We start from the raw sequence: 22392 nt of genomic DNA on the forward strand, positions 1-22392 counted from the left end.
ATTATACGGCTGCTTATCCATGCCTTTTTTAAAATGGATATTCTCTTGACTCTCTTTGAGCAGAGATCCACTGAGTCGTAGTAAATTCCTCTAATGACCATTCTCCTCCAAAGCGGCCAATTCCGGAATCCTTTTCTCCTCCGAAGGCAATAAGCGGTTCGTCATTCACACTTTGATCGTTGACGTGTACCATGCCAGTTTCTAATTGCTGTGCGACTTCCACTCCTTTTTCAATCGATTTTGTATGCACAGCTCCACTAAGACCGTATGGAGTATCGTTTGCCGTTTGAATGGCTTCTTCCTCACTTTTTACGGGAATAATTGTAGCAACCGGACCAAACATTTCTCGTTGAGCGGTTGCGACCTCATTCGTCCCTGTTAACACATACGGACTCATCACTTTCCCTTCCACTTCTCCTTCTAATACAACGTTTGCTCCTTGTTTTTTAGCTTCTTCTATCTCGTTTAGAATACGATCCACCGCAGCTTGATTAATGAGCGGCCCTATCATGGTGTCTGTTTCTCTCGGGTCTCCCGTTTTAATGGTCCTTGCTTTTTCTACAAATGCGTCCACAAACTCCTTATAAATACTGTCATGCACGATAATGCGATTAATCGCCATACATATTTGACCATTATGCATAAATTTACCAAATACTGCGGAGTTTACTGCTTTCTCAATGTCTGCATCTTCAAGAACAACAAGTGCGTTGTTGCCTCCTAATTCCAGCGCTGTTTTTTTAATATGTCGTCCACATAACTCACCGATATGGCGTCCAACGGCTGTCGAACCGGTAAATGAAATAAGACGTGGGATAGGATGGTCTACGAATGAATCACCAATTTCATCAATACTAGCTACCGTTACTTGAAGGACACCTGGTGGTAAACCTGCTTCTTCAAAAATCTTTGCTAGAATCGTGCCACCGCTCATCGCCGTCTGTTCATCCGGTTTAAGAACTACTCCATTGCCTACTGCAATAGCAGGTGCGACTGAGCGCATAGATAAATACATGGGGAAATTAAACGGACTGATGACTCCTACGACACCTAACGCTTTTCGATAGACTCTGTTTTCCTTTCCGGGGACAAGAGAAGGCACTAAATCTCCTTTCATTCTCATCGGAAATGAAGCGGCCTCTCTTGTTATGGCGATACAAAAGTCTAGTTCCACATTCGCTTTTATATGGGAAGAACCGGTTTCCTGTACAATTAAATCAATGATCTCTTCTCTCTTATCTTTCATGACAGAAACGGCTTTTTCCATGACATTGGATCGTTCAAAGGGATTTGTATGTTCCCATGCTTTTTGTGCTTGTTTTGCCGTTTCATAGGCTTCTTGGATGTCCTCTTTAGTGCTTAACTGAAACGTGGTCAGCACGTCATCGTTATACGGATTTGTTACCTCATATTTCTTTTGGCTCTTTCCATCTCTCCACTTACCATTGATATACTGCTTGTTTAAGATATCGAAGAATGCCATGTTGTCACACTCCTTATACAATGCTACCTCTGTTATACCCCAATATGTCATCTTTTAATATTCCTTGTTCCTAAGGTTCAGCGCAACACGCTATAATGAAGGTAAATATTTATTTATAAGAGAGGAGAAGAATGTGTTGTCATATCACACAGATACCTATTTTTACAATGCAAAAATATTTACCGCAAACGATGATCAGCCGGAAGCTTCAGCGTTCCTTGTTCGTAATGGCCGTATCGAGTGGGTAGGAGACGAACGTGATATTTCTCATTGGACAGGACAATCAGTGGATGTAAAGGGGAAACGAGTATTGCCTGGTTTAATTGAAGCACATATGCATCCTCTCCTGCTTGCAGAGAAATCAACCCAAATTGCTTGTTTACCACCTTTCATGCATTCAATCGACGACATCGTACTAGCAATTCGGAAAAAAGCGACTCAGGTAGATAAGGATGAATGGATTTTTGGCTGGGGATACGATGAAGGAAAATTAAAAGAGAAACGAGCACCGAATCGCTGGGACTTGGACCGTGCCGCTCCCCACATTCCAGTAGTGCTAACAAGATCTTGTATCCATATTGTCTCTGTTAACAGTAAAGTCTTGCAACTGGCTGGCATAGACAGAGATACGCCGAATCCCCCCGGTGGTGAAATAGAAAGAGATAAACAGGGAGAGCCAACGGGAATTCTTAAAGAAAACGCAAAAGATTTGATCGCTCCCTATTTGCCCGACACCACTCTTCGACAATACGCAGGCTTGTTAGCTAAGAGTTCGGAAGATTTTCTCGCTCATGGAATTACAGCTGTTACTGATTTAATGGCCTACCAAAAGCCGCTGGACTACTATTCTATTTATACGGAAGCTCGTGAGAAAGGGTTTAAGCAGCGAGCGGTTTTGTATTATATGTGGGAAGAAATGAAGAGGGCTTCTTCGGTACAAGAAAAGAGTAACCGAGAGCACCCTGTCCATGTTGGCGGAATTAAAGTATTTTCCGATGGCAGTGTTTCTGGAAGAACCGCTTGGATGGAAGAGCCATTTATTAATGAATCAGATAATCATGGAATAGCTATGACCACGAAGGAAGAGTTACGGACTGCAGCTAAGGCGGCAAAACAAAATAATATTCAACTAGTCGTACACGCCATGGGAGAGCGGGCCATCGAAATGGTTGTCGATACCTTTGAAGACATGCCAGGCTGGTTGGAGGAAGGGCCTTCTGTTCGGATCGAGCATGCCTCTTTTTTATCAAAATCGCAAATGGCCCGTGCGAACAAAGCAAACATTGGCATCGTGACACAGCCTATTTTCTTCTTTTCTGAGATTGAAAGTTACATCGACAACATTGGATTGGAACGAACCGCACGTTCTTATCCCGTACGTTCCTTGCTTCAATCCAGGGTTCTTACAGCGCTTTCCTCTGACGCTCCAGGTAATGGCTGGCATGATACTGTAGATCCATTTGCCGGCATACAAGCAGCAGTTACACGAATAGCTTACGATGGTACCGATATAGGACAAGACGAGCGAATTACGGTAGAGGACGCTATTAAGCTGTACACGTCGGAGGCTCAAAAAATAACTCGTATTCCTTATGTCGGGCAACTGACTCCCGGTTATTATGCCGATTTTATTATATTAGACCAGGACATATTTACGGTAGATGGGGACGATATTCACAATATACAAGTGGAAGCAACATATATGAACGGATCCCTCGTATACAAGCGAGTGTAAATAATAATTCTGGGGTGGCAGCTTCCCCGTACTTTTTCTATTTTTGTTCATTGCTTTCCATTCATCGGCTTGTATAATAGATGAGGAATATAAAAAGCAGGAGAATACATGATGAAGAAATGGACACATTTATTGAAACATAGCCTCAAGCTTCCGAAGAAGAAAGCTGTCTTTGCTTTAAATCGTTCAGAAATGTTTGATGCGATTGTTTTTCTTCTCGCCTTAACTTTTATGGCAACTACTGCGTATAGCATCCCTTTTTTTCAAGCAAAGCCTAGTGAGTTTCAAGACATGCCCTGGCTTCTTGCTGTCGTATACTTTTATATTATTTACTACTCTTTATCACTGATTGCTCTCATACTTGGTGTTTCTTCCATAGCTTTCATCGCTCGCATCGGCAGTGCTTTGTTGAATAGACGACTTGCTTACCGTCTCTTATGGAAAATTTGTGCTTACTTTTTCACCGTTCCTATTCTAGGTTTTATTGTTTTAGCTGTCTTGTATCCGGTTGCTATTTCGTGGTGGCTTTATGGAAGTGTCATTTATATTTTATTTCTCACGTTTCGTGTGATTGTCGTGTACCCGCGGAGAGATGCATAACTCTCCTATGGATCTTCCCCTAAGCTGCTCTAGAGGTTATCGAGGGGACATGCGACCGAAAAGCTGTTGAAAAGTCACCTGTATTGGACAATATTCATTGGGAGTGAAATATCCTCTATTTACGTAAAAAGAGGCTGAATCAAAAGGTGTTACTCAGTTGAAAAACATTCCGCTTTCACCACGGGCACAAGTGCGACATCAGTTCAAGCTGCACTATGTTTGCTTTCACTGTGTCTTTTTAGCCGCAGGGCAACGCTTCAGCTTCCTCATGAGCAAAACCCACTCACTGCGGGATCTTACTGCCACAGGATGTGGTGGCTTCTACGTTGCACATAGGACGTGTGCGATTTTAGTAGAAGTTCCTCTGTTGCTTTTCCCGCAGGAGTCTTCATGTTTTTCAACTGTAAGACACCTAAAGTAGATGTATACCTGCTTTTGATACAGCCCCGATTCGATTCTTTAATAATAATGTTGACCATTTGTCGTCTCACTTTCTTTGTATTTCACTTCTATATTACTCTGAATACTCCTCCACGCTCGCGATGCTAGAATCATACTTCCCGCAAAATAGAGAACGTTTCCATACATCGATAACGTTTCAAAAAAATTAAGCAAGCTCCCACAGACAAAGAACAACCCGATAAACAAATCATTGAACATTCTTATCAGCTTACACTCTTTATTTATCGACACACGGCACGTTCCTATCTGTATTTCCAGTATACCTTCTTTATCTCTAATCTTCGGCATACCCCTTCCTCCTCATCCTGCTGCATTCTCAAGTCGAGATTCTTGGTGTACGGCGTTAGGGTGATCTGCTGTCGTTTCATCTTTCATTACCCGCTGATATTTACCTATATCTCTTACTATATTGTTATATCTTTAGGATTCCCGTGTGTCCCTGTACAAAACATCTTGTAACACATTGTAATCGGATATTAATTCAATTGGTATATCCATGCGGATTGTCCGTACATCTTTGCAGTCAGAAGGAAGAAGCATAAAAGAAGTTAGGTGTTCATCGTCATGTTTTTGTAATATGTTTGATATAACTTGGATTCTTCCTCTCGTCCTGTCTCCGTATATAATTTAATAAGCCAACGTACAGGTGTTGGATCAGTGTCATGCAATTCCATTTCCCAGGAAAAACAATCAATGGCCTGATGATACTGTTTAAAATAATAATACATTTCGCCCAATCGCATTTGTTTGTCTGGATTTTCTCGCCATTCCAGCATATTTCTCACTTTTTGGGTATGGGGAGAGGCCTCATTCAGAGAAGCAAGCCAACGGTAAACGTATGGGAGATCATAGCTAGCCATTAAATGAGTGACGCATGTATAAAGTAGTTTCTCTGCTTGGCCGGGCCTCGATGAAAAGAGAGTGAGAATAAAAGTGTCGAGCTTTTCCACCGACAAACTGGATAAGGACTCTCGATCTAATGACTCAAACAATTGTTCTATTTTCTCTTGTTGGTGGGGGGATGGTGTTAATTGATGATTAATCATTATTTCTATTGCTTTCTTCCATTGTTGAGAGGTTAAATAGAGTTCGAACAAGTCGGTTTGAACCTGCGGGAGAGGGGTACGGTCCATTACGTCTTCAAGAAGAGAGGTTAATCGCAGATGAGGAAAATGAGCCGTGAACAGGTACATCAATTGTTGATAATCTCTTTCAGAGGAAGTCCGAGTGATATTTTTTATATATAGGGCTGCTACATCCATCCACCGTCCTTCACTCTGTAACAAATCAATCCATTTATTCACATTCTCTGGTTGTTTGCGCCATGTCACATACAGAGTTTTTTCGACAAACATGGGGTCCTTCTCCCACAGCGTGTGATTTCTTTTCGCATACAAATTTTTATACGAAAGAAAAGTCAGGTCATTTGCATTTTCTTTCACCCAGCTATGTTTCGGCGTAAAACTCGTTAACACCCGTAATATGCGATACGAGGCAAATAACTGTCCATCGCGACGATGATTGTAATATAATTCACGGATACATTCGAATAGATCTTTTTTTGGGAAAAAACCATCGAGAAGTGTATAAATGGTGGAAGACTCTTGAGAAGAGTGGTGTTTTTCGATTTTTTGTTTGAGCGTGTGAAGGTGTTGAGAAAGGGTATAAGCGTGAGACGAAGAAACTAACTCGTGAATGAAAGGGTGGGTTGGACCAAATGAAGTACCGTGCTTCCAAGCTTTTTCAATAAAAGAACGGCGATAAAGAGAAGATGCGCTAACTACAGTAATGAATTCATCTTTGAAATAGATAAAATAATAACACGTACCTTGATCGTCTACTGCTTCTATGAATTTACTGTAAAGGTAAATATTCATACGCGTGAGTCTGACTGTCACTTTTCGTTTTCCGACTAAAACGGTTCGCTTTCCTGCTTCCATGTCATCCCTCCTGCTTTCCTTTTCCCTACCATACCACATACGAGGAGTGGATGCCTACTCTCCTTTATTCGGTGAACTTTTTGTTTCGCGAGTGAGGATGGAATCCATGCCGCCCACAATCACTGTAAGCGGTAGTAGATCTATCATCTCTTATACTGACCGTTTTCTCTATCCCGTCAGGCGTTGGCCCGGTTGGTCATAGCTCTTTGTCCGTCAAACGGGAGAGCTGGAAAATTGAATAGAACAGAACTTGGATATACAATAGAGATAAAGGAAATGTACTGCCTTCACACGTCCACAGACTAGTCATTATTAAATAGGAGTGAATAATCATTGAATCCTTTTTACCCGAAAGATACACCGACACATGTAAAAAAAGAGTTTGACCATTTACAGTCAAAGCTGGCTCCTTTTTTCAAAAAAAGTATGATTTACGGTGCTGTTGCCGCCCCTATGTTATTTTTTTCTCTCTTTAACCTTTACTTTCTTACAACCAGTGCTCCTTTGACGCGGGAAACCGCTATTGTCATTGGTTTATTTGCATTAGCTGGGGCTTTTTCTATGGCATTGATTAAAGAATCGTTTCATCAAAACAAAGAAATTCAAAAAACGAGTATTAAATATATGGAAGAGAGAATCAAGAAAAGCACTATTTTAGAAGAGTCTGCGCAAAGAAGTTATTTAAATAAAATCGCAGCCAACCCAACGCAGACGTACCATATCTTCTATGAATTTTTAGAGCATGAGCAGCGCATGAAACAATTTATGAGAGAACGATGAAACGTAACCAATTTCATCACCGGTTTTATAAAGAAGAAAGAACAGCAACAGTAAGCGTGCTGTTCTTTCTTTATGAAATTGAACGTGTAATGATTTTTTATTTCCGTTCCCATGCGGCAATTTCTTCACGTACGATAGGTGCGACTTCTTTTCCTAATTTTTCGATGGCTGCCATCACTTGATCATGAGGCATCGTACCAAGTGGCACATGAAGCATAAAACGGGTGACTCCTACGTTTTTCCTTAAATATATAATTTTCTTCGCTACTGTTTCAGGAGATCCTACGTAGAGGGCCCCTTCAAAACTGCGCGCATGATCAAAGCTTGACCGGGTATACGGTCCCCAGCCGCGCTCTTTGCCCAGTTGGTTCATGACATATTGAGTGGACGGGAAAAATTGCTCTGCTGCCGTCTCGTCATCGGTTCCAACAAACCCATGAGAGTGTGTAGCAACCGGTAATGCCGAAGGATCGTGTCCCGCCTTTGCAGCCGCTCTTTTATATAGCTGAACCAGAGGTGCAAACTGAATCGGACGTCCTCCAATAATAGCTAACACGAGAGGGAGTCCTAACAAACCAGCGCGCACTACAGACTCTGTGTTCCCCCCGCTTCCGATCCAAACGGGGAGTGGATCTTGAACAGGTCGAGGGTAAATCCCCAAATTGTTAATAGAAGGCCGATGTTTTCCTTTCCATGTCACTTTTTCTGATCGCGTAATTTGTAATAACAAATCTAATTTTTCTTCAAACAATTCGTTATAATCATTTAGGTCATACCCGAATAATGGAAATGACTCAATGAATGACCCTCGTCCAGCCATAATTTCCGCTCTCCCCTGAGACACTGCATCCACGGTAGCAAAATCTTGAAACACACGGACCGGATCATCAGAAGATAACACAGTTACTGCACTCGTTAAACGAATTCGTTTGGTTTGAGCTCCTGCGGCGGCTAAAATGACAGACGGAGAAGAAGATGCATAATCCTTTCGGTGGTGCTCTCCTACTCCAAAAACGTCTAGTCCCACTTCGTCCGCTAACTTTATTTCTTCTACCACTTCTTGAATGCGATTCGCGTGACTAATAACGTGGCCTGTTTCTGTATCGGGAGTCGTTTCTACAAACGTACTAATTCCAATTTCCATACGGTTCCCTCACTATCTCAGTCTTCTATGATCTAGTGTACTGTTATATATGAGGAAATTCCAATGATCTGTCTTATTTATCTCTTCTCCGATCAAAACGATTTCTCTCAAACAGTGAAAATTTGGTTGAATGTGACATCACTCGAAGCTTCATTTAGAAGGTTTGCATTGGAATGGCTGTTTATTCTTCCCTTGGATCAGAGGAACGGGATTCCACATTGCATCATATTTACATGAATATCCTGAGTCCCACGAAGGAACGTTTGAAGTTTTGCAGGAATGGTTAAGTTCCATAATGGGAAGGTATCCACAACGATCTCACCGTTAGAAAAGTCTTCTTTTGCGTTTATTGAACCGTAAAAATATGTGATGAACAAATAAGTTCATAAACATAGAATAGAATTAATAATGCTGTGAAAATACAATTGCTCGTTCCTATGGTTGATCTCCTTTTCCAAGAATAGAAAGACGCTATTAATGAGTAGGAGGATTACAATGGAAATTCAAATTAGCCCTTCAGCCATTCAATGGTTTATCAACGAGATAAACTTGCAACCAGGCGATACCGTTAAATTCTTTGCAAAATATGGTGGTAGCAGTCCTATCCAATCAGGTTTCTCTCTCGGTTTCTCCACTAATGATACGCCCATTCGAATAGGCTCTCGTCTAAAAAAAGAAGGTATCTTATTTTTCGTCGAGGAATCTGATCTATGGTATTTTAATGGGTATCATTTATATGTCGACTATAACGAAGACATGGAGGAATTAACCTTTTCTTATCCATCTTCCTAATATTTTTCTTGGTTATACACGTATACATTTCCTTAAGTTTGAACGATAAATGTGCTGGGAAGTGATAAGAAAAGAACTTGTGGAAAGAAGGTGCAGGACGATGAAATCTTTGCCTTTCACACACTTTACCTCGAAAGATTCTAATACTTTTTACGAACTAGGGGTTTCGTTTAAAAATAAGAAGAAGGAGCTAACAAAGCACGCCCGCCGCTCCTATAGAAATTATTATGTGGACAACTCCCCATCCATGGAGGAAGAATTGTTTGTGGAGCTGTCTGATTACTTACTCTTCCAATTAGGTGACGAATTAGAAAATAATTTAAAAGGAGTGAAAAATGGAAGCTGGGCTCAACGAATAGTAAACAAATGTACAGACAGTCAGTTATCCCATGATTGCATGAATGATATTCTTCCATTCGTGAAACAAGCCATTTGGCCCCATATACTAACTCTAGACTTACCTGCCGACCGCATGATGCTTATGGTTCAAGTCTTAGACTGGATGATGGATATGGTTAGAGAAGAAATGGGGAAAACATTTGTACAGCAACAAAAAAATCAAGTATACCAACAAACGATGAAGGAAATGAATGCGCCTCTTATACCTGTATCAAATGAATTAGGCATCCTTCCATTCATTGGTGAAATAGATACGTACAAGTCTCAGTTAGTTATGGAAAGCACGACGATAGAGCGCGCTCAAGAATTAGAATTATCTACCATTATTCTAGATCTGTCAGGAGTCAGTCATATCGACACGTTTGTCGCCCAAGATATATACAACTTCTCTGCTTCCTTGAAACTTCTTGGTATAGAAGTAGTCATAGTTGGGTTTACTCCTGATATTGCACAAACTTCGGTTCACCTCAATATTTCCTTTAAACAATTCACGATATACCCTAACTTAGCTGTCGCTTTGGAACAAATGAAAAAATAAGGTGTCCGTCTATGACGACAAAGAAGAGCTGCCAGAATAACTGGCTGTCTCTTGCTTTGATCGACGCGGAGTAGTGTCAACAGTTTTTGCAACCAACCTTTGACTAGGCCTACCTGCACAACGATTCCCCCTTTAGCAAAGCGGGGAATTTCTGTATACCTTCATCCCCTTCTGCGAAGCGGAGACGCTTACATCTTTCCTAAATCACTCTCACTCCTATTAGGATTTCAGTATCGTTTTTATATGATCAGGGATAGGAATCGCTTTAGGGATGTTCTCTTTTACAGACGTCCAAGCTCGTACCTCATACCCTTCCGCAATCAATCGGTCCCCTTTCTTGAAAGTATGATCGATACGAAACACTTTCCTGTCAACCTTTGTTACTTCTGAACAAATTGTCGCACGGTCTTCAAAATATAACGGTTCATGAAACTGGCATGACGCTTCGAGGATAGGGAGGATGATGTCCTCTTTGGATTGCAAGACAGACACTGAATAACCAGCTGCTCCAAAGAGCTCATGGGTACTTTCATCCATTCTGCGATAAAAGTTCGGGTAATACATGATTCCTGCCGCGTCCGTGTCTCCAAATCTTATTTTAGTATGATACTCATGTTTCATTTGAATCTACCTCTTCTATTTTTGTGTCTTATTTTACGGTTGTTATTATACCATTCAACAAAAAAAGAAAGAATTTTCATTTCTTAAACCGAAGATGTAATAATATAAGATACTCCGTAGTGTGACTAATATGTAAAGAAAACATTAAAAAGATAATCACTGTCTATGTGTGTAGAAGGATGACGTTTTTTGATTTATTGGATGTGGTGCTGTAAAGCCCACTCTTGTTCTTTCCATTCTTTAACACTTTGCTGCTGTAATAAAGTTAGTCTCACATTGTGTCTTCTATAAGTCCAGGCAACATCTCATGAAACTTTAAAACGTATACACTTGCTGTCTTTCTCCCCGGGTAAACGCCTTAACTTTCCGACTGAAATAAGATAAGTGCTAAGGTTTGCATAGCCCTCTTTCTTCATTATTTCCTGAGAAATAATCTTCGTTTTTGAAAGATAAAGGGAGGAAGTAATTATTTCGGAAGAATAACTGGTGTGGATGATGAAGTAGTCTCTTTATCGGCAACGAGAAACCCCCTATTTTGACATTTTTCGTCAGCGATTCTTAGTGATCCTTCTAGAATAACGAAAACGAGTGGAATAATTCTGCCAAAAATAAGCGCTCCCCAATGGGAAGCACTTTAATAATGTGACATCTCTTTAAACAAACTTACTTAATAAGATCCAATGCTTGTTTTACCGTAGCGTAGGAATCCACCGCCGCCAGATCCATTCCACTATTTACAATTGTCTGAACCGATTCTGTTCGCAAACCCGTAATAATCACATGAATTCCCATTAAGCGAAGCATTTTTCCGATGTTATTTAGAAATAGAGCATTTTCTGTCTGTATGGTAGCCGCTCCAGAATAGTCGGCAATTACATATTTTACTTTTAAGTCAGCGATTCGTGGGACTACATGATTCATGATATATTCTGATTTCATTTGATCGATATACCCGATTAAAGGAAGGATGATAATGTCATTGGTTACTGGTACTATTGGTGCCGATAACTCTAACAGTTCTTGCTGGGTTTCTTTCTTGTATTCTTCAGAAAGACGTTGAAAGGTGAAAAACGTTTCGTTTAAACTAATATCCAGCAATTGGTTGATACGTTTTATGAGATAACTATGTTCTTCGATATTTAGGTTAAGCTCTTGACTAATAGTTGTGAGCATGTCATGAAGAATATCTCTCGTTGGCGGGTAACGCACGACAATTTCATAGATTTCCTTCCCAGAATCCAATTGCATCTTAGAGTTTTTCTTGCTCCACTCGATAAGAGCCTCCGGCACTTTGTCTCTCTCTTCTTTGTTTATAAGAGATGCCCCAAAAAACTGAAAGAGCTCATCATACATCGTGATTGCCTGTTCTCTCTCCCAATTAGGAATCGTGATATTCATTTGGCTCAAAACAGTATCCACCACTTTTTCTGCGTGAGAATTCGCATGTTCTATTATGTAATTGGAGAACCTTAACAACGAGGCCATCATCATCCCCCTTAATGGTCAACTTTATTTCCTTATTTGGATATAAATGTGATCGTCATGTATTTACTTACTTTTATTATTCCAAAATTTCCTTGGCGGCACAATGTTTTTTTGCCACCACTAAAATTTCTATCAATTTTTTAACGAATTTCTCACATACATTTTTTCAAGAAAGGGTATATAACTTCCTAGCCAGTAAGCGATTTGTTGCTAACTAACTTGCTATATATTCTGAGAGAAGGAGAGTTACCATGCATACAAAGAGAAGGAAACGAAAATTCATGAATATCACTTTTTGGACTTCCTTCACCATTATATTCATTTTTGCTTTATGGGGAGCCCTTGCTCCTGAGATGCTTGCTACGCAAGCGGAAACGGCATATGGTTTTATTGCCGATACCTTCGGCTGGTTTTATTTAGCTTTCGTATTATGCCTCATTATCTTTAATTTCTATTTAGCTTTTAGTAAGTATGGAAGCATACGTCTAGGAGGAGACAATACAAGACCAAAATATTCATTTTTCACTTGGATTGCTATGTTATTTAGTACAGGGTTTGGTGTCAGTATTGTTTTTTGGGGAGTCGCTGAACCAATGACTCATTTCGGTGATCCACCGCCGTTTGTAGGCGGCCTGGAAGCAGAAACGCCTGCCGCTGCACGAGAAGCTATGTGGAACGCTTTTTTTAACAACGGAATCCACCAATGGGCTTCCTTTACTTTTGTCGGACTCGCTATTTCCTATTTTATATACAGACAAGAGGAAAGAAGCTTAATTAGTGATACGATGAACCCAGTTATTGGAGATACAGGAAAGAAGCCACTGCGGCATACGATCGATATCATCGCTGTCATTGCAACTGTCATGGGTGTCGCTACCACATTAGGTCTCAGTGTCCTGCAGATCAATGGCGGATTAGGAAGCGTGTTTGGCGCACCTACCGGCATCACTACACAGCTTATTATCGTCTCGCTCATGTTTGTTTTTTTCATTGCATCCACCATTTCTGGGCTGGATCGCGGGATTAAATATTTAAGTAATACAAACTTAGGTCTCGCCCTCCTGCTTATGATCGCTGTGTTAATTTTTGGACCTACTGGTTTCATTTTAAAAACGATAACTACCGGTATCGGGGATTATTTGCAAAATTTCTTTCAAGCGAGCTTGCGACTCGATCATTATACAAATAGTACGTGGGTACAAGACTGGCCCATTTACTATTGGGCTTGGACTATTGCATGGTCCCCATTTGTTGGTATGTTCGTTGCCCGTATTTCGAGAGGTCGTACGGTACGGGAATTCGTACTAGGCGTTATGGTAGCTCCTCCCCTTCTCGGTATTATATGGATCGGTATTTTCGGAGGAACCGCTCTTCATTTCGATCTTTTCCAAGGTACTGACATTGCTGGTGCTGTAGCTCAAGATGAAGCGACTGCTCTTTTTTCTATGCTTGAGAACTTGCCGATGGGCGTAGTGCTTTCTGTCCTCTCTATTGGTTTACTATTTACCTTTTTGGTAACTTCTGCCGATTCGGCGACGTTCGTTCTTGGCATGATGACGTCGAAAGGAGATACCAATCCTTCCGTATTGGTGAAAATCATTTGGGGTACATTGATCGCATCATTGGCTGTTATTTTGATTATTAGTGCCGGCTTGGAAGGTTTGCAAACTGCTTCTTTAATAGGGGCCCTCCCCTTCTCTCTCGTTTTATTTACGGTAGCAGTTTCGTTATTAATGACGATACGGAAAGACTACAAAGAGACACGTCGGAGAAAGGATATTGAAAAACACCGAAAAATTGCCGATTACTTGGAAGAGGAAGATCAAGATTAGGTTTCGCGGCTCTTCGCTCACAGAAGGAAATAAAAAACAGGATGTCTTCTTATAAAGGAGCATCCTGTTTCTCATTTATTTTCCTTTTACAACTCTCCACTACCTTGTTTCACCTTACTTTTCATCTACTACTTCTTTTAATATTTCAAAGGAACGCTTTTGTTTTTCTTCGTCATAAATATATGTTACAGCAATGATTTCATCGACGTTAAGCTGATTTTGGAAGGATTGTAATTGATCTCTTACAGTCTCTTTACCTCCCATAAATGTCATGCTCGACATTGATTGAACGGCCATCTTCTCTTGCGGGCTCCATAACTCGTCGATATTATCTATCGGCGGACTCATCGGTGCGCTGGACCCACGAACGACATTGAGGAAAAATTGCTCCATAGTGGTCGCTTCGTACTTCGCTTCTTCATCTGTTTCCGCAGCGATGACATTATGACCTGTCATGACATATGGCGCATCTAAATAGGCGGATGGTTGGAAGCGGTCTCGATAAATAGAAATGGCTTCTTCCATAAAGCGCGGGGCAAAATGAGAAGCAAACACGTATGGGAGACCTAACTTCGCAGCGAGGAAAGCAGAATCCGTTGAGGAGCCAAGTATATAAATAGGGATTTCTGTCCCTACTCCCGGATATGCTTTCACATATCCCTGCTCTTCTTCTGATCCAAAGTATGTTAACAATGCATTGACATCATCTGGAAAAGTATAGACTGAGTCACTATGAGACCTTCTCAACGCGCTCGCTGTCATCATATCTGTACCTGGTGCGCGCCCGAGGCCTAAATCGAGACGATTGTTATAAATAGAAGCCATGGTTCCAAATTGTTCGGCAACAACAAGAGGAGAATGGTTTGGCAGCATAATTCCTCCGGAGCCCACTCGAATATTCTTTGTATGCTCTAATGTATGCTTTATGAGGATGGTGGTTGCTGAACTGGCAAGTGACGGTGTATTGTGATGTTCAGCAATCCAATAACGATGATATCCCATATCCTCCGTCGCCTGTGCTAAATCGACCATGGATGTAATTGCTTCTCCGGCACTCTGACCTTGTCTAATAGGTACTAAGTTTAATAAAGATACCGGTATATTTATGTTGTTTGGCATATTTGTAAATTCCTTTCCTGAATACTTCATCCATATCGTAACAACTTCTTCTCCAGAAATAAATTTAAATGCTTATATCATGAATGGGATACTTAAGATTTTGGCTGCTTTCTATAGTTTTTGTTGACATTGTAAATAATATTTCAGATAGTTTAAATATAGCCGACTTCTGTACAAGTGTATGTTATTCTAAATGAAGGAATCCATGAGATAATGAGTTACTTATTTCATTATCTTCACTTCAACCTCTTCGGGTGAGGGAGTCTTTGAGCAAACGTTTGTCAATGCCTCGCCTGCTGTATAACTTGGATAAAAGGGTGATAAATGTGGACACAGGAACGAACGTGAACAAAAAAAAGAAAATATTTGTAATGGGTGGAGACGGTTTTTGCGGATGGCCTACAAGCCTTCACCTTTCCCAAGAAGGTCACGATATTACTATTATTGACAACTTATCTCGCCGCAATATTGACAATGAGCTAGAAGCTGCCTCACTTACTCCTATTCAACCGATGGGAACGAGGTTAGCAACATGGAAAGAACTATCCGGCCAATCGATTGGCTTCCATAATATAGATATAGCAGAAGAGTATGAGCGTCTCCTGCAAGTTATCATGGAAGAAAAGCCAGACGCCATTATTCATTTCGCCGAACAGCGAGCTGCCCCGTATTCAATGAAATCACCAAAAAATAAGCGATATACGGTGAATAATAACATTAATGCCACCCACAATATCCTTTGCGCCATTGTGGAATCCGGGCTTGATATCCACCTTGTACACCTTGGAACAATGGGTGTCTACGGGTATGGTACAGCGGGGATGAAAATTCCTGAAGGGTATCTCGACATCGAAGTGACTTCTGAGAGTGGGGAACGAATCGAGCAGCAAATATTATATCCGACCAATCCCGGATCTATCTATCATATGACGAAATCACAAGACCAACTTCTCTTCCAATACTACAACAAAAACGATAACGTTCGAATTACCGACTTGCATCAAGGTATTGTATGGGGAACGAATACGAAAGAAACGAAGCTCGACGAACGTCTTGTAAACCGTTTTGATTACGATGGGGACTATGGCACTGTTTTGAATCGCTTTTTAATGCAAGCTGCGGTGGGTTACCCTATCACGGTGCATGGTACTGGCGGTCAAACTCGTGCATTCATCCATATCCAGGATACGGTTCGCTGCATTCAACTGGCAATCGAGCATCCCCCAAAACGTGACGAGCGGGTAATGATTTTCAATCAAATGACAGAAACACATCGGGTAAATAACTTAGCGAAGCTTGTTAGTGAACTGACGGGCGGTGAGATTGCATACGTGGACAACCCACGGAAAGAAGCAGCAGAGAACGATCTTCATGTAAAAAATGACCTGTTCCTTTCAAAAGGCCTGGACCCTATCACGCTTGAAGAGGGGCTTTTACGTGAAGTAACAGATATCGCTAAAAAATATGCCCACCGTGCGGACCATACGAAAATACCGGCTACAAGCACATGGACAAAAGATCAGCAGCCTGGTATCCCTACTGCCCAAGAAGGCATCAAGTAAAAAGTAAAAAGTAAAACGCAAGGCGCCGTACCCGTGGTAAAACGTACGTCGTCAACGGCTCTTTCTTTGTACAAAACAACAAAGTTTGAGAATACAGCCTTACACATGTAAATGATAGACAAAAAAGCCTGAACGCTCGACCCATGTGTTCAGGCTTTTTACCGTTGTCTGTAGTATATATTGTTTCTTCGTTCTTAACGATAATAGGGCAACCGGGTTTTAGAGTCTCACAAAGTGTGTACGTTTCCAGAGGCCATGTATGGTCTCGAGGATATTCCCCTCCTTCATGAATAGGGAGCCTGTCCTGCGTTACCTTCCAGCCCATCCACTTTTCTTAAAATAAGTTTTTTTCGATTTGGACCATTTCATAAAAATACCCTTTTCTATCTAGTAATTCATCGTAAGCACCTGCTTCTATGATCCTGCCCTTGTCCATAACGATGATTTTATCCATCATTTCCAAACCTGCCAGGCGATGACTCACTAAAAGAAGCGTGTCTTGAGAAGCTTCCTCGAACAGCTGATGGTAAACTTGTTTCGTCGTCCATGCATCCACAGAAGATACAGGCTCATCGAGCAACCAAAGACGACCAGGTTTCAGCATCGCCCTCGCAATAGCCAAACGTTGCTTTTCCCCACCAGATAAATTAGCTCCTTTTTCATACACCGGCTGTTCAAGAGAGAAAGAGTGTAACGATACTTTCTCTAAGGCAGAGACCATTTCATCGTCCCTCACACGATCAGCCGCTAACTGTAAGTTATCTTTCACCGTTCCGTGGAAAAAGTGATTGTCTTGAAGAACGACTTTGGTGTTTTTCCATATCCTCTCTTTCTTCCAATTCTTGACGGACAGATCATTTAAACGAACTTCTCCTTCCGTTGCATCATATATATTTAAAATTAGTTGAAGAAGCGTTGACTTACCTGATCCACTTGGCCCTACAATGGCAATTTTCTGTCCTGAAGAAATAGAAAGAGTCATCTCTTGAATCACAGGTCTGCTTGAATCGGGAAACTGAAAAGTTACATGGTCCATCTCTATCGAGAGAGGTTCTGAAAGAGGTGGCATGCTGTCTGTCTCATTCTTCTGTCTCCCTTCCCTATCCTCCGTCTTCATAAATGCAGACAGTCTCCCTGCAGCATCTTGGCTTTCTTGCAAATACATAGGGAATGTAGCCATGGCCCCTACCTCTTCAAATACCGTTAGTGAAATCAGGACGAGCATGGCGAGCCATATTCCGTCCAATTGGTTCGTTGATACCAAATACGCGCCAATACTTAGAACTAACCAAGTGATAAATAAAGAAACAAAGGTATGAAGAGACTGACCGGAAATCAAGTTCAAGCTTGCTGACTTTTGTTCTTGTACATACTCATTGGACGCGACGCCTAAACGCGTCTCTTTTTCTCCGAGCTTATGATATATTTTTAGATCTCTGAACCCATATAAAAATTCTGTGACTTCTGTCGATAAGACACCTCTCTTTCGTCGAACTTCCGGTGCTTTTTTCTGTTGCTTGATCGTATAGTAGGCAGGTACAAGACATGTCGTTAAAAAAAGACCAATTACTAAAATAGCAGCTACATAAATGGAATAGAAAGAGGTAAATAACATGGTCGCTAAAAACACCATCATCGCTACAATTGGAGGGTAAAAGACGCGCAGGAAGTAATGTTGTAAGCTTTCAATATCCCCGACGATTCGAGCCAGTAAATCACCGCTCTTGTAGGATTGAAAGATGGTTGGTGCAAGCGGCTCTAGCTTCTCAAAAAAAGAGACACGCAAATGACTGAGCACCGTAAACGTAGCTCGATGAGAAAAATACCTTTCTGCATAGCGACTCCCTGCTCTTATAAAGCCGAGTAATTTCACAAGAGAAGTAACAACAATCAAAGCATACAGAGGCGGGGCGAGAGCTGATTTTGAAATGAGATACCCACTCGCCCCAAAAAGTCCGACCGCTGTTACGCCAGCCACAAAACCTGCCATGATGGAAATCACAATATCTTTTTTCTCCCGTTTCATTACTTTCATCGTGTGAAAAAGGTTTTTCATCCGTTCGCACCTCCTCTCTCGATCAATACCATTTCTCGATACCCCTCTACTCGATTCAATAACTCTTCATGAATTCCCGCTGCTATCAGACGTCCATGATCAAGAAAGAGAATTTTATCTGCTTCTTGCACTGTGTGAAGACGATGAGCAACTGTAATAACAGTAGCGGATTTCCTGAGTTCGTTCATCGACTTTTTCAAAATCTGTTCCGTCTTCACGTCTAAACCATTTGTAGGCTCATCAAACATTATTACAGATGGTCTTTTTAAAAACGCTCGAGCCAGGGCAAGTCTCTGCATTTCTCCGCCGGACAGCCCTCTTCCCCCTTCTCCTACAGCTGTTTCGTATCCTTTCGGGAGATCGCGGACGACTTCAGCAAACCCTGAGCGCTCAGCAGCCTCTTCGATGTCCTTCTTTGTAACTTCTCTGTCTGTACCTATCACAATGTTTTCCGCTATCGTTCCTGAAAATATATAAGGATGCTGGGAGATATAACTTAAGTGACGGAACCACTCGTTTTCTTCGTAATCCAATAAGCGTCTTCCCTCTACTTTTACTTGTCCTTCTGTCGGAACGATGAGTCCGGCAAGAAGGTGAAGGAGAGTCGATTTTCCCGAACCGCTTCGCCCTACGATAGCTACTTGCTGGTAAGGAGGGATATGGATATTCATGTGTTCTAGTGAAAATCTCTTTTCTCCGTATGTGAAACTTATATTCTCTGTTTCTATGAGAGGAGGTCTGTCCATGATACTCAGTGTTTCTTTTCCCCACATACTTACTTCTTCGGTGCGTTCTTCTTCTATTTTCTTTACCGCTCCTAGACTACTTCTCCCGTTGTGAAAAGCGGTACCTAATTCTTTTAAAGAGGTGTAAAATTCAGGAACAAGAATGAGAATAAAGAATGCGGTAAAGAAGGAAAGAGATTCATATATGACGAGCTCGATAGCCAGCTCCAGTGCAACAATTCCAATGCCGAGCATAGTGATAACTTCCAGCATAAATGAATTCGTGAAAGCTATTTTTAATATTTCCATTGTTGCATCCCTAAAACGTAGACTGCTTGTTTCCATTTTTTTCTTTTGACGTTCTGTCTGTCCGTATAATTTAAGTGTCGTAAGTCCTTGAAGTGCGTCAAGAAAAGATCCTGAAAAAGCAGATAGCTGATCCAACTGTTCTTCTGATTTCTTTTTCGTCTGCAGACCGACAATGACCATAAAAATAGGAATGAAAGGAGCAGTTATTAATAAAATAAGACCGGAATGGACATGTTGAGTAAACACAACAAGTAACAAAAGGAATGGGATAAGACTCGTTTGAATGATTTGTGGGATATATTGGCTGTAATAGCTGTCTGTTTCATCCACGACATCTGTGACCGTACTGACTTTTTTTCCAGATTGACTGGTAAAAGAAGAATGGAATGAGCTTCGAGCTGCTGTATGAAACAATGAACGTCGGAAGGCCTGTTTCACGTCAGCAGCCATTTGAACACCGATGCGGCGATTGACATACTGAAAGAGAACTCTACCTGCCATAATGAGCAATAACAGCCCTAACATAGGCAGAACCGTGGAAAAAGACACTCCTTTTAAGAAAATACTATCGATAATGGCGACAATAAAATACGCCTGACTAATGATCATGACTCCGAGCAACGCAGAAAAAATGAAAAGAAACAACACATTCTTTTTTGGGATCGGTATCTGCTGTCGTTTCTGATTCATGCATCTATCCCCTTTTATGGAAAGTAAAAAATCGCATCTGTGCCACATGATTTTTTAACCATTGTTTTCTCTTTCTATTATTAACTGTAAGGGAGGGGATTGGAATAGGCAGGAGTAAGTTGTCATGAAATAGTTGGTTTCTTAACTGCTAAGCTCGACTGCGAGAACAATCAGGGAGGCGTGAAAACGTAAGATCATAAATGGACAACCTCCCCCATATAGTGTAAGAGGGGAGGGATATGATGCAATTTTATTATGGGCAGCAAATGCCTTTACGTATGTTAGATGAGGCCGAATTTTGGAAGCATCAAGAAGAAGAACATACAGTTGTGATTAGAGAATTAATTCCTCAATTGGAAGATGTCTATGTAAACGCATTAAAAAAGTGGGAAGAAGTCTTAGGGGAAACGCGGCAGCAAGTGTTGCAGTTCATTGAAATTGTTATAAGTTCAAATCAAATTCCCTATTTCTTATTTCAGCGTTTCTTCCATTTTGTGTCGTTTTGGCTCCGTCAAAGTCAGCAGTTCATTGAGCTCTGTCATCAATTAAAACGTCACAGTGAGCCGATTCGCGAAAACCCCACAGCGAACATAGTCATCGATCATATTATCCGCGAGTCGGAATATTTCACAGGTATCGCACAGGCTTTATTATATAATCAGCCCTCTCTGAATCCTGCATATCCGTAATATCATTTCTAATAGAAGATATAATAAAAAATCTGCAATGAAATAATTTCTATTTTCATCATTAAAGCAGAAAAAAATTGTTATCTATGTAGAGCCCTCCTTAGGTAAACAAAGGGTCCCTAGCCGGACACCTCCTACACACCCAAGGAGGCTCTTTTTGTAGATACCTCGATTAGACGCACATGTTTTTCTAATTAATAATACGAATAAGGGTATCCATAATATGGAGATGGAGCAAAGTAAGGTAATAAAGCTAGTGCTGCCAATGAGGCAAGTGGGAAAGTACGCCTCCGAAAGCGACGGTATCTCCTTCTCGGAGGACCATAATATTGTCTGTCACCTAAATGTTCGTTTTCTTGGTCCGAGACATCCTCGCCTACTAAAACGCTGACTTGATCTCTGCTCACATTCTCAATAATGCCGTCCCATTCACTGCCATCTTTCATGGAAAACATCACATGATAGTTCATGTACTGGTTACACTTATCATGCATCCAATGTGTATCATCATATGGTTGATTGTAGTGATAATTTCCAGTGTATTTCATTCTTACCCCTCCCTTTCCCTCACCATGATATTCATCTATATAAGGAAAGTTACGATTTTTTCTTCTTCCCATAAGGAGTCTCTTTCCATTAAAAAAAGCAGCCTCTCCGTTTAGGGAGAGTACTGCCTGACTTCATCTTATTGACTTTGCTTCACCCATGACGCTATCGTCGCCGTTCGTTTTCCTTGATGTTTTACTGCTTCTTCGACATCCTCTTGCATCGTTCCATTCTGATCTACCGTTACACTGTTTCCATATGGGTTCCCTCCGGATGTAAAAGCACTTTGATCCGTGTACCCTGGAGCTGCAATGATTGCTCCCCAGTGCATCATCGTCGTGTATAATGCTTTCACTGTTGCTTCCTGTCCGCCGTGAGGGTTGTTAGCAGAAGACATGGCACTTACTACTTTATTCATTAACTTCCCATTCGCCCAGAGACCACCCGTCGTGTCAAGAAACTGCTTCATTTGACCGGGCACATTACCGAAGCGGGTTGGCATACTAAATATAATAGCATCTGCCCATTCAAGGTCGTCCAACGACACTTCGGGTACATCTTTCGTTTCTTCCAGATGCGCCTTCCAGGCGGGGTTGGAATTGATGGCTTCTTGAGGAGCCAATTCAGGAACTTTACGCACTTTCACTTCAGCACCCGCTGATTTTGCTCCCTCTTCTGCCCACTTTGCCATTTGATAATTTGTCCCGGTAGAACTGTAATAAATAATTGCTACGTTAACATTTGTCAACATCCATCTCTCCTTCATGTCTTCTGTATGAAACGCTTCTTTCTTTTCAAAATGGAAGAGGTGTCTGCATACTTAGCTTCTCCAACTGGAATGTCATTATTCTTTCCCTTCTTCATATTATTTGTTGGATGTTAGTC

19 protein-coding genes are annotated in these 22392 nt (G+C 41.2%); 8 read left to right on the top strand and 11 right to left on the bottom strand.

Annotation, left to right across the window (positions count from 1 at the left end; genetic code table 11):
- Window positions 1-28: 28 nt before the first annotated feature.
- Window positions 29-1483 carry an aldehyde dehydrogenase family protein gene (locus BM095_RS14000; protein ID WP_091663169.1) on the bottom strand — a complete coding sequence of 485 codons (1455 nt, stop codon included), beginning with the start codon at window positions 1481-1483 and terminating at the stop codon, window positions 29-31.
- Window positions 1484-1619: 136 nt separating this feature from the next.
- Between BM095_RS14000 and BM095_RS14005 the strand changes: the two genes are divergently transcribed.
- Together BM095_RS14005 and BM095_RS14010 are read left to right on the top strand one after the other, a co-directional pair.
- Window positions 1620-3218 carry an amidohydrolase gene (locus BM095_RS14005; RefSeq protein ID WP_091663171.1) on the top strand — a complete coding sequence of 533 codons (1599 nt, stop codon included), beginning with the start codon at window positions 1620-1622 and terminating at the stop codon, window positions 3216-3218.
- A 111-nt stretch (window positions 3219-3329) separates the two neighbouring features.
- Window positions 3330-3818 carry a DUF1189 family protein gene (locus tag BM095_RS14010; RefSeq protein WP_091663174.1) on the top strand — a complete coding sequence of 163 codons (489 nt, stop codon included), beginning with the start codon at window positions 3330-3332 and terminating at the stop codon, window positions 3816-3818.
- Between the two features lie 459 nt (window positions 3819-4277).
- Here BM095_RS14010 and BM095_RS14015 read toward each other — a convergent pair whose 3' ends face one another.
- Together BM095_RS14015 and BM095_RS14020 are read right to left on the bottom strand one after the other, a co-directional pair.
- Window positions 4278-4568 carry a YrhK family protein gene (locus BM095_RS14015; RefSeq protein WP_091663177.1) on the bottom strand — a complete coding sequence of 97 codons (291 nt, stop codon included), beginning with the start codon at window positions 4566-4568 and terminating at the stop codon, window positions 4278-4280.
- 260 nt (window positions 4569-4828) lie between these two features.
- Entirely contained in the window at window positions 4829-6220 is a 1392-nt protein-coding gene (locus BM095_RS14020; RefSeq protein WP_091663180.1) for a hypothetical protein, read from the bottom strand.
- Between the two features lie 333 nt (window positions 6221-6553).
- Here BM095_RS14020 and BM095_RS14025 point away from each other — a divergent pair, with 333 nt between their 5' ends.
- Window positions 6554-7000, top strand: a complete 447-nt coding sequence (locus tag BM095_RS14025) for a DUF5392 family protein (RefSeq protein ID WP_091663182.1) — start codon at window positions 6554-6556, stop codon at window positions 6998-7000.
- Between the two features lie 97 nt (window positions 7001-7097).
- Here BM095_RS14025 and BM095_RS14030 read toward each other — a convergent pair whose 3' ends face one another.
- Window positions 7098-8144 carry an LLM class flavin-dependent oxidoreductase gene (locus tag BM095_RS14030; protein WP_091663185.1) on the bottom strand — a complete coding sequence of 349 codons (1047 nt, stop codon included), beginning with the start codon at window positions 8142-8144 and terminating at the stop codon, window positions 7098-7100.
- A gap of 495 nt (window positions 8145-8639) precedes the next feature.
- Between BM095_RS14030 and BM095_RS14035 the strand changes: the two genes are divergently transcribed.
- Together BM095_RS14035 and BM095_RS14040 are read left to right on the top strand one after the other, a co-directional pair.
- Window positions 8640-8936 (top strand): HesB/YadR/YfhF family protein, encoded by a 297-nt coding sequence (locus tag BM095_RS14035; protein WP_091663189.1) that lies wholly within the window; start codon window positions 8640-8642, stop codon window positions 8934-8936.
- Window positions 8937-9036: 100 nt separating this feature from the next.
- Window positions 9037-9873, top strand: a complete 837-nt coding sequence (locus BM095_RS14040) for an STAS domain-containing protein (RefSeq protein WP_177194834.1) — start codon at window positions 9037-9039, stop codon at window positions 9871-9873.
- 219 nt (window positions 9874-10092) lie between these two features.
- Here the strand turns inward: BM095_RS14040 and BM095_RS14045 are convergent, their stop codons facing one another.
- Complete coding sequence (locus BM095_RS14045) at window positions 10093-10494, bottom strand: acyl-CoA thioesterase (protein ID WP_091663194.1); 402 nt, start codon at window positions 10492-10494, stop codon at window positions 10093-10095.
- A gap of 663 nt (window positions 10495-11157) precedes the next feature.
- The gene (locus tag BM095_RS14050) at window positions 11158-11979 is read right to left on the bottom strand and encodes an STAS domain-containing protein (protein ID WP_091663197.1); all 822 of its coding nucleotides are present in this window, start codon (window positions 11977-11979) and stop codon (window positions 11158-11160) included.
- A 251-nt stretch (window positions 11980-12230) separates the two neighbouring features.
- Here BM095_RS14050 and BM095_RS14055 point away from each other — a divergent pair, with 251 nt between their 5' ends.
- Window positions 12231-13811 (top strand): BCCT family transporter, encoded by a 1581-nt coding sequence (locus tag BM095_RS14055; RefSeq protein ID WP_091663200.1) that lies wholly within the window; start codon window positions 12231-12233, stop codon window positions 13809-13811.
- 114 nt (window positions 13812-13925) lie between these two features.
- Here the strand turns inward: BM095_RS14055 and BM095_RS14060 are convergent, their stop codons facing one another.
- Window positions 13926-14930, bottom strand: coding sequence for an LLM class flavin-dependent oxidoreductase (locus BM095_RS14060; RefSeq protein ID WP_091663202.1), 1005 nt, complete (start codon window positions 14928-14930; stop codon window positions 13926-13928).
- Window positions 14931-15196: 266 nt separating this feature from the next.
- Here BM095_RS14060 and BM095_RS14065 point away from each other — a divergent pair, with 266 nt between their 5' ends.
- Window positions 15197-16492, top strand: coding sequence for an NAD-dependent epimerase/dehydratase family protein (locus tag BM095_RS14065; RefSeq protein ID WP_245757924.1), 1296 nt, complete (start codon window positions 15197-15199; stop codon window positions 16490-16492).
- 334 nt (window positions 16493-16826) lie between these two features.
- Here BM095_RS14065 and cydC read toward each other — a convergent pair whose 3' ends face one another.
- Together cydC and cydD are read right to left on the bottom strand one after the other, a co-directional pair.
- Complete coding sequence (gene cydC, locus BM095_RS14070; RefSeq protein WP_091663207.1) at window positions 16827-18548, bottom strand: thiol reductant ABC exporter subunit CydC; 1722 nt, start codon at window positions 18546-18548, stop codon at window positions 16827-16829.
- A complete protein-coding gene (gene cydD, locus BM095_RS14075; protein WP_091663210.1) occupies window positions 18545-20272 on the bottom strand; it encodes a thiol reductant ABC exporter subunit CydD in 1728 nt (575 codons plus the stop codon). Before cydD ends, cydC begins: the two co-directional genes overlap by 4 nt.
- Window positions 20273-20514: 242 nt before the next feature.
- Between cydD and BM095_RS14080 the strand changes: the two genes are divergently transcribed.
- Window positions 20515-20961: a DUF2935 domain-containing protein gene (locus BM095_RS14080; protein WP_091663213.1), complete on the top strand. Its 447-nt coding sequence runs from the start codon at window positions 20515-20517 to the stop codon at window positions 20959-20961.
- A 194-nt stretch (window positions 20962-21155) separates the two neighbouring features.
- On the opposite strand, the gene BM095_RS14085 is transcribed toward BM095_RS14080, so the two are convergent.
- A complete protein-coding gene (locus BM095_RS14085) occupies window positions 21156-21509 on the bottom strand; it encodes a hypothetical protein (protein WP_177194835.1) in 354 nt (117 codons plus the stop codon).
- 137 nt (window positions 21510-21646) lie between these two features.
- On the bottom strand, window positions 21647-22255 hold the full coding sequence (gene wrbA / locus BM095_RS14090; protein WP_091663358.1) for an NAD(P)H:quinone oxidoreductase: 609 nt from the start codon (window positions 22253-22255) through the stop codon (window positions 21647-21649).
- Window positions 22256-22392: the final 137 nt, after the last annotated feature.

Source organism: Alteribacillus iranensis, from assembly GCF_900113025.1.
Taxonomy (GTDB): domain Bacteria; phylum Bacillota; class Bacilli; order Bacillales; family Marinococcaceae; genus Alteribacillus_A; species Alteribacillus_A iranensis.

Coding starts and splice junctions, on each gene's coding strand:
- BM095_RS14000 (WP_091663169.1), bottom strand. CDS start 1,483: ATGGCATTCTTCGATATCTTAAACAAGCAGTATATCAATGGTAAGTGG.
- BM095_RS14010 (WP_091663174.1), top strand. CDS start 3,330: ATGAAGAAATGGACACATTTATTGAAACATAGCCTCAAGCTTCCGAAG.
- BM095_RS14015 (WP_091663177.1), bottom strand. CDS start 4,568: ATGCCGAAGATTAGAGATAAAGAAGGTATACTGGAAATACAGATAGGA.
- BM095_RS14020 (WP_091663180.1), bottom strand. CDS start 6,220: ATGGAAGCAGGAAAGCGAACCGTTTTAGTCGGAAAACGAAAAGTGACA.
- BM095_RS14030 (WP_091663185.1), bottom strand. CDS start 8,144: ATGGAAATTGGAATTAGTACGTTTGTAGAAACGACTCCCGATACAGAA.
- BM095_RS14035 (WP_091663189.1), top strand. CDS start 8,640: ATGGAAATTCAAATTAGCCCTTCAGCCATTCAATGGTTTATCAACGAG.
- BM095_RS14040 (WP_177194834.1), top strand. CDS start 9,037: ATGAAATCTTTGCCTTTCACACACTTTACCTCGAAAGATTCTAATACT.
- BM095_RS14045 (WP_091663194.1), bottom strand. CDS start 10,494: ATGAAACATGAGTATCATACTAAAATAAGATTTGGAGACACGGACGCG.
- BM095_RS14050 (WP_091663197.1), bottom strand. CDS start 11,979: ATGGCCTCGTTGTTAAGGTTCTCCAATTACATAATAGAACATGCGAAT.
- BM095_RS14055 (WP_091663200.1), top strand. CDS start 12,231: ATGCATACAAAGAGAAGGAAACGAAAATTCATGAATATCACTTTTTGG.
- BM095_RS14060 (WP_091663202.1), bottom strand. CDS start 14,930: ATGCCAAACAACATAAATATACCGGTATCTTTATTAAACTTAGTACCT.
- cydC (WP_091663207.1), bottom strand. CDS start 18,548: ATGAAAAACCTTTTTCACACGATGAAAGTAATGAAACGGGAGAAAAAA.
- cydD (WP_091663210.1), bottom strand. CDS start 20,272: ATGAATCAGAAACGACAGCAGATACCGATCCCAAAAAAGAATGTGTTG.
- BM095_RS14080 (WP_091663213.1), top strand. CDS start 20,515: ATGCAATTTTATTATGGGCAGCAAATGCCTTTACGTATGTTAGATGAG.
- BM095_RS14085 (WP_177194835.1), bottom strand. CDS start 21,509: ATGAAATACACTGGAAATTATCACTACAATCAACCATATGATGATACA.